Annotated in this window: 13 protein-coding genes; 4 read left to right on the top strand and 9 right to left on the bottom strand. The window is 44.9% G+C overall.

The genetic code is table 11. The annotated features are described in order from the left end of the window. Window positions 1–2: 2 nt before the first annotated feature. Entirely contained in the window at window positions 3–791 is a 789-nt protein-coding gene (locus AC2UZJ_RS03595) for a MetQ/NlpA family ABC transporter substrate-binding protein (protein ID WP_486948754.1), read from the top strand. A gap of 10 nt (window positions 792–801) precedes the next feature. Here AC2UZJ_RS03595 and AC2UZJ_RS03590 read toward each other — a convergent pair whose 3' ends face one another. Genes AC2UZJ_RS03590 through AC2UZJ_RS03580 form a run of 3 tightly spaced genes read right to left on the bottom strand, consistent with a single transcriptional unit; the run spans window position 802 to window position 3,305 of the window. Beyond that, window positions 802–1,497 carry a DUF6776 family protein gene (locus AC2UZJ_RS03590; protein ID WP_486948753.1) on the bottom strand — a complete coding sequence of 232 codons (696 nt, stop codon included), beginning with the start codon at window positions 1,495–1,497 and terminating at the stop codon, window positions 802–804. Between the two features lie 60 nt (window positions 1,498–1,557). Then, window positions 1,558–2,268, bottom strand: coding sequence for an N-acetylmuramate alpha-1-phosphate uridylyltransferase MurU (gene murU / locus AC2UZJ_RS03585; RefSeq protein WP_486948752.1), 711 nt, complete (start codon window positions 2,266–2,268; stop codon window positions 1,558–1,560). Next, window positions 2,268–3,305: an aminoglycoside phosphotransferase family protein gene (locus tag AC2UZJ_RS03580; RefSeq protein WP_486948751.1), complete on the bottom strand. Its 1,038-nt coding sequence runs from the start codon at window positions 3,303–3,305 to the stop codon at window positions 2,268–2,270. The genes murU and AC2UZJ_RS03580 overlap by 1 nt, the downstream gene beginning before the upstream one ends. Before the next feature lie 115 nt (window positions 3,306–3,420). Here AC2UZJ_RS03580 and AC2UZJ_RS03575 point away from each other — a divergent pair, with 115 nt between their 5' ends. The 3 genes from AC2UZJ_RS03575 to rsmA are packed head-to-tail and all read left to right on the top strand — an operon-like array spanning window position 3,421 to window position 8,017. Continuing rightward, window positions 3,421–5,808, top strand: coding sequence for an LPS-assembly protein LptD (locus tag AC2UZJ_RS03575; protein WP_486948750.1), 2,388 nt, complete (start codon window positions 3,421–3,423; stop codon window positions 5,806–5,808). Continuing rightward, window positions 5,809–7,221 (top strand): peptidylprolyl isomerase, encoded by a 1,413-nt coding sequence (locus AC2UZJ_RS03570; protein WP_486948749.1) that lies wholly within the window; start codon window positions 5,809–5,811, stop codon window positions 7,219–7,221. A gap of 7 nt (window positions 7,222–7,228) precedes the next feature. Beyond that, entirely contained in the window at window positions 7,229–8,017 is a 789-nt protein-coding gene (rsmA, locus tag AC2UZJ_RS03565; RefSeq protein WP_486948748.1) for a 16S rRNA (adenine(1518)-N(6)/adenine(1519)-N(6))-dimethyltransferase RsmA, read from the top strand. Here rsmA and AC2UZJ_RS03560 read toward each other — a convergent pair. The 6 genes from AC2UZJ_RS03560 to glyS are packed head-to-tail and all read right to left on the bottom strand — an operon-like array spanning window position 8,014 to window position 13,883. Then, complete coding sequence (locus AC2UZJ_RS03560; protein WP_486948747.1) at window positions 8,014–9,243, bottom strand: nucleoside recognition domain-containing protein; 1,230 nt, start codon at window positions 9,241–9,243, stop codon at window positions 8,014–8,016. The two genes, rsmA and AC2UZJ_RS03560, sit on opposite strands and share 4 nt — an antisense overlap. Before the next feature lie 35 nt (window positions 9,244–9,278). Then, a complete protein-coding gene (gloA, locus tag AC2UZJ_RS03555) occupies window positions 9,279–9,674 on the bottom strand; it encodes a lactoylglutathione lyase (protein ID WP_486948746.1) in 396 nt (131 codons plus the stop codon). A gap of 39 nt (window positions 9,675–9,713) precedes the next feature. After that, window positions 9,714–10,481 (bottom strand): M48 family metallopeptidase, encoded by a 768-nt coding sequence (locus AC2UZJ_RS03550; RefSeq protein ID WP_486948745.1) that lies wholly within the window; start codon window positions 10,479–10,481, stop codon window positions 9,714–9,716. Next, window positions 10,465–11,202 (bottom strand): lysophospholipid acyltransferase family protein, encoded by a 738-nt coding sequence (locus AC2UZJ_RS03545; protein ID WP_486948744.1) that lies wholly within the window; start codon window positions 11,200–11,202, stop codon window positions 10,465–10,467. Before AC2UZJ_RS03545 ends, AC2UZJ_RS03550 begins: the two co-directional genes overlap by 17 nt. Beyond that, the gene (gene gmhB / locus AC2UZJ_RS03540; RefSeq protein ID WP_486948743.1) at window positions 11,202–11,747 is read right to left on the bottom strand and encodes a D-glycero-beta-D-manno-heptose 1,7-bisphosphate 7-phosphatase; all 546 of its coding nucleotides are present in this window, start codon (window positions 11,745–11,747) and stop codon (window positions 11,202–11,204) included. Before gmhB ends, AC2UZJ_RS03545 begins: the two co-directional genes overlap by 1 nt. A 3-nt stretch (window positions 11,748–11,750) precedes the next feature. Further along, a complete protein-coding gene (glyS, locus tag AC2UZJ_RS03535) occupies window positions 11,751–13,883 on the bottom strand; it encodes a glycine--tRNA ligase subunit beta (RefSeq protein WP_486948953.1) in 2,133 nt (710 codons plus the stop codon).

Raw genomic sequence — 13,883 nt, 5'->3', positions numbered from 1 at the left:
AGATGAAAATTAAAAAACTACTCCCCGCTTTTGCATTATCGTTGGCCGCTTTAGCTGTGGGCTCTGCCCATGCTGGTAAACTATCTGTAGCCGCCACACCTGTACCGCACGCTGAGCTATTAGAAATTGTGAAGCCTATACTAGCTGAGCAGGGGGTAGAGCTAGATGTGAAGGTGTTTACCGACTATGTGCAACCTAATGCTCAAGTGGCTGATGGCCATTTAGATGCGAATTTTTTTCAGCATAAGCCGTATTTAGATAGTTTTAATACCGAGCATAAAACCGAACTGGTGTCTGTAGGCTTAGTGCATGTGGAGCCTTTTGGCGCTTATTCACAAAAGATTAAAGAGCTCGCTGAGCTTAAAGATGGTGCTTTAGTGGCTTTGCCTAATGACCCGTCTAATGGTGCACGGGCCTTATTGCTACTGCAGCAACAAGGTCTAATTGAATTGGAAGACCCAACCAATATCTTAGCCACTTCACGAGATATTGCTAAAAACCCCAAAAAGTTGAAATTTAAAGAGCTAGAAGCCGCTACTTTACCGCGCGTATTAGCGGATGTGGATTTAGCCCTCATCAATACTAACTATGCGTTAGAAGCGGGTCTAAACCCATTAGAAGATGCATTATTCATTGAAGGCGCTGACTCGCCCTATGCCAATATAGTCGTCACTAATAGCGATAAAGTAGATGACGAAGACATCAAAAAACTGGTTGAAGCCCTGCATTCTGACACCATACGTCAAGCTATTGCCGATAAATACCAAGGGGCGATAGTACCGGCTTTTTAGGCTTCAATGGTTATTGCACATTAATTATGCGTTTGGCTGCAGCACGCTGACTGCCTTCAGGAAACACTTGAATGGTCACTTGGCGTGCCACCATCCCTGAAGGCAGCTCTACCACGCCCTGGACGTGTACATAATGACCGAAATCTACCTCTATAGGGTCTAAATCTACATGGCCAGTACGGCCATTTGGGTAACGTCCCATGACGTTAAAGTTCATAGTACCTTTAAAGGCAGAGGCATCTTCACTGTCTTGCATGAGTAAAACGGTATAGTCCAGTTTGCCGTCATCATTAAGTAAGTCTGCCGCTCGAATACCTGGTGAAGTGTTACGCGGGTCCGCAGGCATAGACTTAGCAAAAAGGGAAATATCATTTTTGAGGGCATTAACAATGCTGTCGTGATTTTCTAGACGGCCTTGAATGGATTCCACTTTGGCTAAGCTCTCAGTACGTTCACGTTCAGCAAGTGTGATTTGTGATTGTAAGCGTTGATTTTCAGCTTTTACGCTGTTGATTTCATCGTGTAGCTTTTGCGATTGCTCTACGGTTAGTTTTGGGGGACCGTAGCTTTTTTGAATAAACAGCAAGCCTCCAGCACCTAAAACCATACCGGTAATCATCAATACTAACCAACGAGGAATACGACGCTTACGACGGCTATGACCATAAGCGGTGGGTTTAAATACGGGGCGTTTAGAACCTAACATGAGATAAATCGATCCTGTAGGTAGATAGGGTAAAAGAAAAATAATAGCCTGTTAGTCTTTCTAAGCCAAGCTTTGTTCTATTTGTTGCAATCGTTCGGGAGTGCCTATATCGGCCCATATCCCTTTATAAGGGGTTCCTATAGCGCTTTGAGCGTTTATCGCGGCATGCAGAGGATCGCGTAAAGGGGTGGGGATAAAAGCAGATACCTCAGTGAAAAGTTCAGCCTTGAATACACCTATACCACTGTAGGTATAGCTAAGCGTATTAGCTGGACTTTTATGCTGTAATAAACCAGTCTGAGTATCAAAACTGAAATCACCCTCGTTATTGTGATCTGGGTTAGGCACGAGTAATAAATGGGCTAAGGCATTTTCTCTTTGTAAGCGCTCAGCCATATAAAACGCTAAGGTCGCATTCCAATCCGTCCATACATCAGCGCTAATAACTAAAAAAGGTGAGCTGCTTATTAAGGGCAGAGCTTTTTTGATGCCAGCGGCGGTTTCAAGGGCAGAGCTTTCAGCTGAGTACTGTATTTGTACCCCATAACGGCTGCCATCACCTAAATGCTTTTCTATTTGCGAACCCAGCCATGCATGATTAATCACAACGTGTGTGATGCCAGCCTGGGCTAAGCGCTCTAGGTGCCATTCAATAAGGCTTTTATCACCTACTGTTAATAAAGGTTTTGGGGTGTGATCAGTCAAGGGACGCATGCGGGCACCGCGCCCCGCGGCCAAAATCATGGCGGATAAGGGAGCTGGAGTAGGCATTAGATAGTGATTCCCAATACGGTTTGCTTATTTTCCAAACGATCAAACAGATAGCGTAAGGCTTTGAATTCTTCGTAGCGTACAAAGACTTGGCGTAAATACTCCGTTACCCGAGGTATGTGATCTAAGTAATGCGGTTTATTGTCGCGTAATGCCAAACGGCTAAACACTCCTAAGATGCGTAGATTACGTTGCACGCTCATCCATTCATAAGCGCGGTGAAAATTAGCAAAGTCGGTATCAATGTCTAGGCCGGCTTGGTGTGCAGCTTGCCAATAGCGAATGGCCCAGTCTAGTTGCTGGTCTTCATCCCAGCTGTGACGTGCATCCATCACTAAGGAGGCAATGTCATAGGTAATGGGTCCTATGATGGCATCTTGAAAATCAATGATGCCAGGCTGTAAGCTTGCGTCAGTAGGCATCATAATATTAGGTGAGTGAAAATCTCTATGCACTAATACCTGGCCATGCTGTACATTGTCTTCCACTAAAAGAGTAAACAAGGCGTGAAGATTTTGCTTTTCTGTAGCGCTAAGTTCTGTTTTGCAGTGCTGCTTTATATACCATTCTTCAAAAAGCTGTAGCTCAGCCAGCATACGCGAAGCATCATAAACAGCTAAACCTTTAGTGTCTGCTTGTTGCATACGTACTAATTCATCGATGGCCAGTCTATACATAGCTTGTAGAGCTTGAGGATCTAGAGCTTCTTGCAGAGCCATGTAATAATTTTGACTGCCTAAATCACTAAGTAACAAAAAACCATACTGCTCTTCATAGGCAAAGATTTCTGGTACTTTAATACCTGCCTGCGCTAAACGCACTTGTATATCAATAAAGGCAGCATTGTTTTCTTGGCTAGGTGGGGCATCCATCACAATATAAGAAGCATTCGCTCCTTGGATGCGTTCGTAGCTTCTAAAGCTGGCATCGCTAGAGGCTTTTTCTAGGGTGTTGAGATTTAGTTGATAGGTTTCAACCAGCGTGTTGAGCCAAGTAAGTAGGTGTTTTTGACGTATTTGAGCAGTAGAGTTAGACATAAAAAAACTTTAAAAAGCATTAAGCAAATAAATATCACTATAATAGCGGTTCACGGTTTGCCTATCATATAAGTAGGTACAAGTTTAGGCGAGATTTATATAGATAAAGGACGCAATGGGTGTGCGATCAATTGGGCTAGCCCTCACAATTTTAGCGGGTTTAGGTATAGATGCAGCATTAAATACCGCTCTATCTTCTGAGCCACGTAAGCCACGGCTTGAAATGGCCTCGCATTTACGTGTGCATGACGTAGCAGATGATGATCTTACTGCTTATTTTATTGCAGATGAGTTGTCGCGTACCGAAGATGGTGAAATTCATTTACTTGGCAAAGCCCAAGTGCGCCGCCTCGATGCTATTTCTAAAGGGGATGAAATTCATTACCACCCAACTGAAGGTAGCGTAAAAATACGCGGTAACGGAAGCCTCATACGTGAAGGCACTATTATCCGTAGTGAGGCTATTGATTACAACATGCAGGCTGAGACTGGCCATATAGATCAGCCTTCTTTTATGTTTGGTGGTGCCGGTGGCTCAGGTACGGCCAGTGAGGCGCAGATTTTGTCAAATGATCATCTGCGTTTAAAAACGGTTGAATACAGTGGCTGTCCTTGCCCTGCACCCTCTTGGTTTATTAAAGCTCCCACCATCGATCTTTATAATGAAGATAATACCGGGGTAGCAAAGCATGGAGTACTTTATTTCAAAGATGTGCCTATTCTTTATTCGCCTTATTTAACCTTTCCTTTACGCGAAGAGCGTAAAAGTGGTCTGTTAATGCCGACGTATGGCTATTCTTCCAATAGTGGCCTGGAGTTGGCGGTTCCTTACTATTTTAATTTAGCGCCAAATTATGATGCTACTTTAACCCCCCGATACTTAAGCAAACGGGGCTTACAGATGCAAGGTGAGTTTAGGTATTTAGGTGCCCGCTACAATGGGCAAGTGTCTGGCTCCTATTTATCTAATGACAAACTAACCAAAACAGATCGTTGGTCATTAAACACCACACATAGTCAGTATTTAGGACGAGGCATAGGTTTTTCATATAATTACCATCGCGTTTCCGATGATAACTACTTCCGTGATTTTTCTACCTTTGGTATTAATGAGGCTTCAGTTACCGAGCTTTTGAGTGACGCACGTTTTACTTGGTCTGGTGCTAAGTATTTTAATGCGGCGGTATCAGTAGCAAAATATCAAACTCTACAAGATGGCAGTTCGTCTTATAGACTTCCTCAGTATGATCGTTTACCGCAGTTTGAATTGCACGGGGCGCGTTATAATTGGCATGGCTTTGATGTGCAAAGCCAAAATTACGCCACGCATTTTGTCATGCCTTATTATAATGGTAGTTTAAGCGAATTTGATTTATATAGAAAAAATCGTTTAGCTCCAAATAGCACGCGCGTTAAGTCTTATAATTCCATTGCTTATCCTGTTGTGCAACCTGCCTGGTATATAACGCCGAAGGTAGCATTGCATCTGAGTCATTATGATACCGATTGGAAATCAGTCAGTAATGTGGCACAACGTAACTTACAAAGTGGTGTGAGTCGTGTGGTGCCTATATCTTCAATAGATGCGGGCTTAACTTTTGAACGTGATACTTCCTTATTTGGTATAGATTCTATTCAAACCCTAGAACCACGAGCTTATTATTTATACGTACCCTATCATAATCAAAATGCGATTCCTAATTTAGATACTAGTGTAGCTAGCTTTAATTTTTCTCAAGCGTTTAGTGAAAATATTTATAGTGGCGGCTGGGATCGTATCGCGAATGCCAACCAGTTAACCTTGGGTTTAAGTACCCGCTGGTTAGATGCGGATACGGGGTTTGAGCGTATTGTTTTGCAGGCAGCACAACGTTTTCATTTTGATGAACAACAGGTATTTTTAGGTAGTTTTGGTCCGCTTGAGCATCCTGCAGAGCGCACCCGTTCTGATTATTTGTTTGGGGCTCAGGCAGCGCTTACGGATGATTTTACAGTGCGTTTTGATGCGCAACTGAACCCAGAAACCCGCGATCGTAATCGTATGACAGCAAATGTGCGTTGGAGTCCAAAACGTTTAGCCACTATTTCTGCTTCCTATAGATATGAGCGGGATCCACGTGCATTTGATAATCCAAATTACCAGTACACATCCGCAGAAGAAAACCGCACCCAAGAGCAGGTGTCATTAACCACACAATGGCCCTTGACTCAAAAGGTGTATGCCTTAGGGAGAGTAGATTACTCTTTACAAGATAAACGCAGCACTCAAACCATTTTAGGGTTGGAGTATAAGGGTGAGTGCTGTTGGACTAGTCGTTTTGTGGTGCAACGTTATGCCGTATCGGCACAAAAGAGTAATAGTGCGGTGTTTTTCCAATTGGAATTAACGGGTTTGGGCTCTTTAGGTACTGATCCGATGAATTTATTACGTGAACGCATTATAGGCTATGAGTCCATTAGTTCACCTATACCAGAGAAAACCACTTTCGAGAGGTACGAGTAAATGCAGGTAGAAAAACTAACACGTCATTTCAGCTTTGCTGTATTCCTAGCAGCAAGTGTGGTGGGTGGCGGCCTTGTGCAAGCACAAAGTCAAGCAGATGATTCTTTTCTTCAAAGCACAACTTCAGCAGATGGAATTGCTGCCGTAGTTAATAGTGAAGTGATTACCCTTCGAAATGTACAGTTGGAGGTAGAGTCCGTTACTAAAAATCTGCAGGCGCAAAAAATCCCCATCCCTGAACCTGAGGTCTTGAAAAAGCAAGTGTTGCAACGCTTAATTGATGAGCGGTTGCTTTATCAAGAGGCAGCGAATATGGGATTGTCTCCTGATAATGTTGATATTGAGGAGGCCGCTGAGGTTGTGGCTAGAAATAATAACCTCACTGTTTCACAGTTACGCCAAGAAATAGAAAAAAGTGGCATGAGTTGGAATGATTATCTTAAAGGCTTACGTCAGGAAGTGATTGTTGATCAGATTCGGCAGCGTGTGATTGATCCGACCATTAGTATTTCCGACTCAGAGATTGATATCTATCTTAAAACTCAGGGTATAAGTCCCGAGATAACCAAAGGCGCAGCTAGCCCAGCAACAGGGCCCATAGAATTAGCACAAATTTTAGTTCGCGTCCCTGAAGACGCGAGCAGCAGCACCCGTGCTGAATTAAAGCAAAAGGCAGAAGATTTATTACAGCAAGCGCGTCAAGGTGCAGATTTTGCGGGTTTAGCTGCTTCCTCTTCTGATGGACCTGAGGCCTTGCAGGGGGGAGTGATGGGGGCTAGACCCTTAGAAGGTTGGCCAGATGTGTTTGTCAAAGCGATTGAAAACACAACTCCCGGCCAGCTGACTGATGTAGTACAAAGTGGCGCTGGCTATCATATATTAAAAGTGCTTAATAAAGGCCAAGCTCAGACGGCATCTACTGGGAGCAATGCTAAGGACGCCTTAATTGTTACGCAAACAAAAGCTCGTCATATTTTGATTACTTTAGATGCCATTACCACCGATGAGAAAGCGCAGGAACGCATTAATCAAATCGCGAGGCGTTTACAGAATGGTGAAAGTTTTGAAGAGTTGGCCAGAGCACATTCTGATGACGCTACCGCCCCACAAGGTGGGGATTTAGGATGGTTACATCCCGGTGAAACCGTACCTGCTTTTGAGCAAGTGATGGATGGTTTAGCGGTAGGGGAAATTAGTGCGCCAGTTCGTTCACAGTTTGGTTGGCATATTATTCGTGTAGAGGACCGTAGAGAGCGCGATGTGGGTAATGAGTTTTACCGTATGCAAGCTCGTCAAGCGCTACACGAGCAACGAATAGAGCCTGCTTTTGATGACTGGTTTAATCAAGTTCGTAGCCAAGCATTTATCGATAATCGTTTAGACTCGCAATCCAGCTCTGGCCGTCGTAAATAGGAAGCACATGCAAAAACATCAGGCGCGTAAGCGTTTTGGACAAAATTTTCTGCACGATGAGGGAGTTATTCACCAAATTGTGCGCGCTATAGACCCTCAATATACCGATACGTTGATAGAAATTGGACCAGGTATGTCAGCGTTGACTCAACCATTGGTAGAAGCGGTTGAGCAACTCACAGTGATTGAAATTGATAGAGATTTAGTGCAGTTTTTGGAAAAAAAATACCCAGATAACAAACTAACTATTATTTCTGCTGATGTATTAAAAGTCGATTTTTCTCAGTTTGGTGATAATTTACGTATTGTAGGTAATCTTCCTTACAATATTTCCACGCCCTTATTATTTCACCTCATGCAGTATGCAGATCAAGTGCAAGATCAATACTTTATGCTACAACGAGAGGTGGTGGAGCGTATGGCAGCAAAGCCGGGTGATAGTTTGTACGGCAGGCTCTCTGTGATGTTGCAGGCACGTTATCGTATTACAAAGCTGTTTGAGGTAGATCCTGAAGCATTTGATCCCGTACCCAAGGTCACTTCGGCCATAGTTCGTATGCGTCCTTTAAGAGCAGACCGGCCTCAAGCAAAGGATGCTGCAGTCTTTGAAACTGTGGTGGCGCAAGCCTTTAGCCAGCGCCGTAAGATGCTGCGTAGAGCCTTAGCGCAGTGGGTTGAGCACATTGATTGGGAGGCGGTGGGGATTGCATCTACAGATAGGGCGGAAGCCATAAGCCTGCAGCAATACATCGCTTTAAGTGATGCATTAACGCCGCATCTACGCACATCTTCTTAACCGTAAAACCAATAACTCACGGCAATGGCTGCCATTATGCCAGCTAAGTCTGCCACTAAAGCGCAGCCCACAGCATGCCGAGCGCGTTGAATGCCCACCGAGCCAAAATATACCGCTAATACATAAAAAGTGGTTTCGGTGCTGCCCTGAAAAGTCGCAGATAATAACGCTGCAAAGCTGTCTACGCCGTGGTGCTGCATAGTTTCTATGAGTAAAGCACGCGCTGCGCCACCAGAAAATGGTTTCATCAAGGCCGTAGGTAAGGCTTCCACAAAGCGGTTGTCCCAGCCTAGGCCATCTACAACCCAGCGTATGCTGTTTAAAGCCACATCTAAGGCCCCTGAAGCCCGCAATAGCCCTATAGCGCATAACATAGCAATAAGATAGGGTAATAAATCCCTAGCCACAGCAAAACCACCCTTAGCGCCTTCTACAAAGCTGTCATAGAGCGGAATTTTTTTACGCCACCCTATAAATAGGAATACAAAAATAATACTGAGTAAGCTGAGATTTCCTAATAGGGAAGAGAAGTGATTGAGTGCGGCTGCGCTCATGGTGGCTAAGGTGGCCATAAATAGCCCTAAGCCGATGATGGCACTGCCTAGCCAAAGCAGTAATACCGGATCCCACAGCTTAATACGCTGCACTATAGCCACTACAATGAGTCCGGCTAATGAGGAGGCGGTAGTCGCTAAAAGTATAGGCAAAAACACCATCGTGGGGTCAGCTGCCCCTTGTTGCAACCTATACATAAAAATACTGATGGGCAGCAACGTTAAGGATGAGGTGTTAAGTACCAAAAATAAAATCTGCGCATTAGTGGCAGACTTAGGATTTGGATTAAGTTCCTGTAAGGCCCGCATAGCCCGTAAGCCAATAGGCGTGGCGGCATTGTCTAAACCTAGGCCATTAGCCGCAAAATTTAAGGTAATGAGCCCTAGAGCAGGGTGGCCTTTAGGCACTTCTGGCATAAGTCGGGTGAATAATGGGCTTAGCCACTTAGCAAGTTTTTCAATAATCCCCGCCTTTTCCGCAATCTGTAAAAATCCCAACCACAAGCTAAGCGTACCAAAGAGCACAATCATAATTTGCACAGACAATTCAGCCATTTCAAATAATGACTGCACCATTTGTGCAAAAATTTCGGCGTTATCTAATACTAACCACTGGTAAGCACCACTGAGCGCAGCGAACACAAAAAAAAGTAACCAGAGGGTATTAAGCATGATGAGAAAACGCCGAAAATGGAGGTAAGATTAAATTAGTCTTGGCGGCCTTTGGCTTGTATAAGTTCGATCTTATAGCCATCGGGATCTTCCACAAAGGCAATCACGGTGTTGCCATGCTTCATAGGGCCCGCTTCACGCACTACATTACCGCCCTTGGCTTTGATGTCTTCACAGGCTTTATAAGCATCTTCCACTTCTAGAGCAATATGACCATAGCCATCACCTAAATCGTAGCTGTCTGTTTCCCAATTGTGGGTGAGTTCAAGTACGGCGGTTTCGCTTTCAGGGCCATAACCCACAAAGGCAAGGGTGAACTTGCCATCTGGGTAGTCTTTTTGGCGTAGTAATTTCATGCCGAGTACATCGGTGTAGAAATCTAAAGAGCGCTGTAAGTTGCCAACGCGAAGCATGGTATGAAGAATACGCATAAGAACTCCTTAGGGATGAGAGAATAAGGGTAATTGAAATTAAAATAGGGGGAGGCTGGTGGGGTCAAATTGCTTGAGCTGCTGCCTGGCTGTATAGAAATCAGGCAGTAAGCGTTCCACCTCTTGCCAGAAACGCTGGCTGTGATTCATTTCTTTGAGATGCGCCACCTCATGAGCCACCACATAATCAATAATAGCAGGGGGGAAATGAATCAAACGCCAATTTAACATAATGGTGCCATTACTAGAGCAAGAGCCCCAGCGTTTGGCAGGGTTTGCTAAGCGTAGCTTCTTAAAACGTTCACCATAACTGCATTTACTTAAAAAAAGCTGTAGGCGTAGGGTTAAATCCCGCTTGGCTTGTTGCTGCAGCCAACTATGACATAGGTCTTGAACACGCTGACTATCTGCCGTGGTGTCTAGGTGCAAACATAAGCGGTCTGTTGGCGTAGGGGTGCTCACATCACCACTAAAGACGATTTCTGTTAATAATGGATTTAACTGCAATGTAATAGGCACACCCAAATAGGGCAGCTTACCGCCTTCTTGCCATAGGGTATGGCTCATGGCTTGTTGCGCTAAACGCTCAGAGCGCTCGTGTAGTTTTGTGGTGATCCAGTTAGCTTTTTTTTCTAAGGCCTCATTAATATGAGTGTTAGCTGCCCAAGTGGGCGCGGTAATAATCAAGCCTTCATCACTAATACGTAAACCTATACTTTTACGGTTAGAGCGTTTCAAAATAAAGCGAACATTTTGGTTATTTAGTGTGCGGTGTTGCCAGCGGGTATTTTTAGGTAAGGTCGTCATCTAAATAGCGTTCAGGGTTTAAACGTCGTACTTCGGTTTCAATCCAAGTTTCTACGGCTTGATTCACTTCTGTTGCCGTGCGGCCCTCGGTTTCAATAATAGGGCCTATAGAAACAGTAATGAGGCCTGGAGTTTTAATGAACGCATTACGGGGCCAGCGTTCACCGGCATTATGCGCAATGGGGATAACGGGTACCTGACAGCGGGTAGCTAAAGCAGCGCCACCTTGCTTATAGCGTTTTGATTTACCCGGTGCCACACGCGTGCCTTCGGGAAAAAGTATGGGCCAACGCCCTTCGTCAAGGCGCTGTTGACCCACTTGCACCACCTGTTCAAACGCGTCTCTACCTTTAGAGCGATCTATAGGAATCATGTTTAATAACGCCAAACCCCAGCCAAAAAATGGGATGCGGTGTAATTCACGCTTATATACAAAACACAGATCATTAGGAAAGTGAGAAACTAAAAACATAGTTTCCCAGGCGGATTGATGTTTAGATAAGACCACCGCTGGACGATTGGGTAGGTTTTCTTTACCAATAACTTGCCACTTAATACCTAAAATGACTTTAGCGCCCCAAATGGCCAGACGCGGCCAGCCTATGGTGAGTTTATAGCGCCATTTTATTGGCAAAGGAGACCACAATAGACAAGCTATGGCATACGGGATAACCGTAACAATAAGGAACAATTGGTAAATAACCGCACGTAAATACAGCATTAGTAATTTTTGAGCCAGTAATCCACCACGGTGGCTAAGTCAGCGTGAATACTACAGCCATCGGGGAGGGGGTGTTGTTGAGTTTTAGTGCCATTGCCAGTTAAAACCAAAGCCGTTTGGCAGCCTGTATTATGCGCTGCCTCTATGTCTCTTAAGGAGTCCCCTACAGAAACACAATGGCTCAGATCTAACTCATAGCGTCTTGCAATATCTAAAAACAGCCCTGGTAATGGTTTTCTACAGCTACAGCCATCATTAGGGCCATGGGGACAAATAAACACACTGTCTATACGCCCCCCTAGCGCTGCTAGCTGCTGGTGCATTTTGTTATGAATAGAATTTAGGGTATCCATATCAAAAAAACCGCGTGCTAAACCCGATTGATTGGTAGCCACAACCACTCGCCAACCGGCATGAGTGAGTCGGGTAATGGCTTCTAGGCTACCGGGAATGGCAATCCACTCATCTGGATTTTTAACAAACTCGCTGGAGTCAAAGTTAATGACACCATCTCGATCCAGAATAGCAGTTTTTACAGTAAGCATGGTTTAAGCAAGTAACGATAAGTCAGCCACTTGGTTCATAGACAAGTGTAATTGCTGCAATAAAGCTAAGCGGTTATTACGCACAACCGGGTCTTCAGCCATCACCATTACATCATTAAAGAAGGCGTCTACCGGCTCTTTGGCACCGGCTAAAGTGGCTAAAGAACCGCTGAAATCCCCTTGTAGAAACTGTTGCTCAGCAATAGGAGCCAGTTCGTTAATAGTAGCGGCTAATTGATTTTCTGCTGTTTCAGTAAATAGCTGAGGATTTAATAGAGAAATAGGATCCGTATGACGTTGCAGTAAATTACTGATGCGTTTATTTGCAGCAGCTAAGCTTTCAGCCTCTGGACGCTGGGAAAAAGTCACACAAGCAGCAATACGGGCATTCACTTGTTGTAATGGGGGGTGTACAGCTAAGACAGCCTCTACCACCTTACGGTCCAGTTTTTGATTTTGTACCAGCTGATTCCTGTAGCGCTCATAGATAAAGTTTATGACTTCATCCACCGCTTCAGTGCTGAGTACATCCGCGTCAAAGCCTGCTGCTGAATAGTGCAATAGAGCCTCTAAATCTAAAACATGATCCGTAAAGTAGCCCCCATTATTAAGTTGCTCAAAGGCGCTAATAACACCCAGAGCAGCTCGGCGTAGTGCATAGGGATCGCGTTCCCCGGTGGGGGCTAAGCCGATGCCCCAAATGCCCACTAAGGTTTCAGCGCGTTCGGCTAGAAATAAAATCGTGGCAATAAGATTTTCTTCATTGACGGGGGTGTGGATACGGTGCTCGTATTGATGGCGCAGTGCATTAACCACTTGAGCGTCTTCACCATCAGCCTGGGCATAATAAGCACCCATAATGCCTTGCAACTCGGGGAATTCACCTACCATGAGGGTGTTTAAATCGGCCTTAGCTAGTAATGCTGCACGGTCAGCTAGCGCTTCACTGGCCCCTAGCTGTTTGGCTAGATACACGGCTAAGCGGCGCAGACGCTCTACACGCACGCGTTGTGAACCCAGTTTATTGTGATAGACACTATTTTCTAAGCTGTCTACTCGTTCAACTAAACGCTGTTTACGATCTGTGTCAAAGAAAAACTGAGCGTCTGCTAAGCGCGGTAAGATCACCCGTTGGTTACCCTCAATAATATGTGAAGGATCATCTACCTGCATATTACTGACGAGTAAAAACTGATGGGTTAAGGCTTGAGTTTCAGGATTGAAAAGAGGGAAGTACCGCTGATTAAGGCGCATGGTTAAGATTAGGCATTCGCTAGGAATTTCTAAAAACACCGGATCAAACTCACCCACATACACCGTGGGGTGCTCAACTAAGGCAGTCACCTCATCTAAGAGCTCAGGAACTTCCGGGTCTGAACCTAGGCTTGCATGCAATTTTTCGCACGCCGCCTCTAACTGCTTACGAATGTTTTCTTTGCGCTCTGTAAAAGAAGGAATCACCCAACCGGTATTTTCCATCTGTTCTACATAGGTGTTAGCGCTCGTTAATACGATAGGCGCATCACACATAAACCGATGCCCTAGGGTGGTGTTACTGGAATCCAAACCTAAGGTGTGGGCCGCTAAGACGGTCTCTCCCCACAATACGACTAAGCCATGCGCTGGGCGTACAAAACGCACACTGGTGACGCCATCGTTTAGCTGATAACGCATGACTTTAGGAATAGGTAAGTGCGTAACGGCATAGTTGATGGCCTCATCAATCACATCTTTTAGGGCAGCGCCTTTTGCCATACCATTGGCATACAGATGCTCTTGTTTGCCATCGGATTTGATTTCAAGATCGGCCAAAGATAAATGGCCTAAGCCCTTGCTTTCCAGACGTTTTTTTAAGGGCATACTCATATTGCCTTCAGCATCTATGCCCACTTTGGTGGGCATGAGTCGTTCGCTAAAGGCTTGATCAACCGCCTGTTCTGCCACGGCATCAATATGTACGGCTAAACGCCTAGGCGTGGCATAAGGAGTAATTACAGCATCAGGGCTGATAAGGTGCTGCTCTTTCAATATTTTACTTATGCCATCGGCAAAAGCCTGGCCCATTTTCTCTAAGGCTTTAGGGGGGAGTTCTTCAGTTTGTAGTTCAACGAGTAAAGGTAAGGCGCGATTAGACAT

This window comes from Paenalcaligenes sp. DL 309, from assembly GCF_057475285.1.
Note: the sequence above shows the minus strand (reverse complement) of the source record. Positions and strands in the feature narration are given on the sequence as shown.

Excerpts from the sequence above, each read along its gene's own strand:
- AC2UZJ_RS03595 (WP_486948754.1), top strand. The coding sequence starts at position 3 with ATGAAAATTAAAAAACTACTCCCCGCTTTTGCATTATCGTTGGCCGCT.
- AC2UZJ_RS03590 (WP_486948753.1), bottom strand. The coding sequence starts at position 1,497 with ATGTTAGGTTCTAAACGCCCCGTATTTAAACCCACCGCTTATGGTCAT.
- murU (WP_486948752.1), bottom strand. The coding sequence starts at position 2,268 with ATGCCTACTCCAGCTCCCTTATCCGCCATGATTTTGGCCGCGGGGCGC.
- AC2UZJ_RS03580 (WP_486948751.1), bottom strand. The coding sequence starts at position 3,305 with ATGTCTAACTCTACTGCTCAAATACGTCAAAAACACCTACTTACTTGG.
- AC2UZJ_RS03575 (WP_486948750.1), top strand. The coding sequence starts at position 3,421 with ATGGGTGTGCGATCAATTGGGCTAGCCCTCACAATTTTAGCGGGTTTA.
- AC2UZJ_RS03570 (WP_486948749.1), top strand. The coding sequence starts at position 5,809 with ATGCAGGTAGAAAAACTAACACGTCATTTCAGCTTTGCTGTATTCCTA.
- rsmA (WP_486948748.1), top strand. The coding sequence starts at position 7,229 with ATGCAAAAACATCAGGCGCGTAAGCGTTTTGGACAAAATTTTCTGCAC.
- AC2UZJ_RS03560 (WP_486948747.1), bottom strand. The coding sequence starts at position 9,243 with ATGCTTAATACCCTCTGGTTACTTTTTTTTGTGTTCGCTGCGCTCAGT.
- gloA (WP_486948746.1), bottom strand. The coding sequence starts at position 9,674 with ATGCGTATTCTTCATACCATGCTTCGCGTTGGCAACTTACAGCGCTCT.
- AC2UZJ_RS03550 (WP_486948745.1), bottom strand. The coding sequence starts at position 10,481 with ATGACGACCTTACCTAAAAATACCCGCTGGCAACACCGCACACTAAAT.
- AC2UZJ_RS03545 (WP_486948744.1), bottom strand. The coding sequence starts at position 11,202 with ATGCTGTATTTACGTGCGGTTATTTACCAATTGTTCCTTATTGTTACG.
- gmhB (WP_486948743.1), bottom strand. The coding sequence starts at position 11,747 with ATGCTTACTGTAAAAACTGCTATTCTGGATCGAGATGGTGTCATTAAC.
- glyS (WP_486948953.1), bottom strand. The coding sequence starts at position 13,883 with ATGTCTAATCGCGCCTTACCTTTACTCGTTGAACTACAAACTGAAGAA.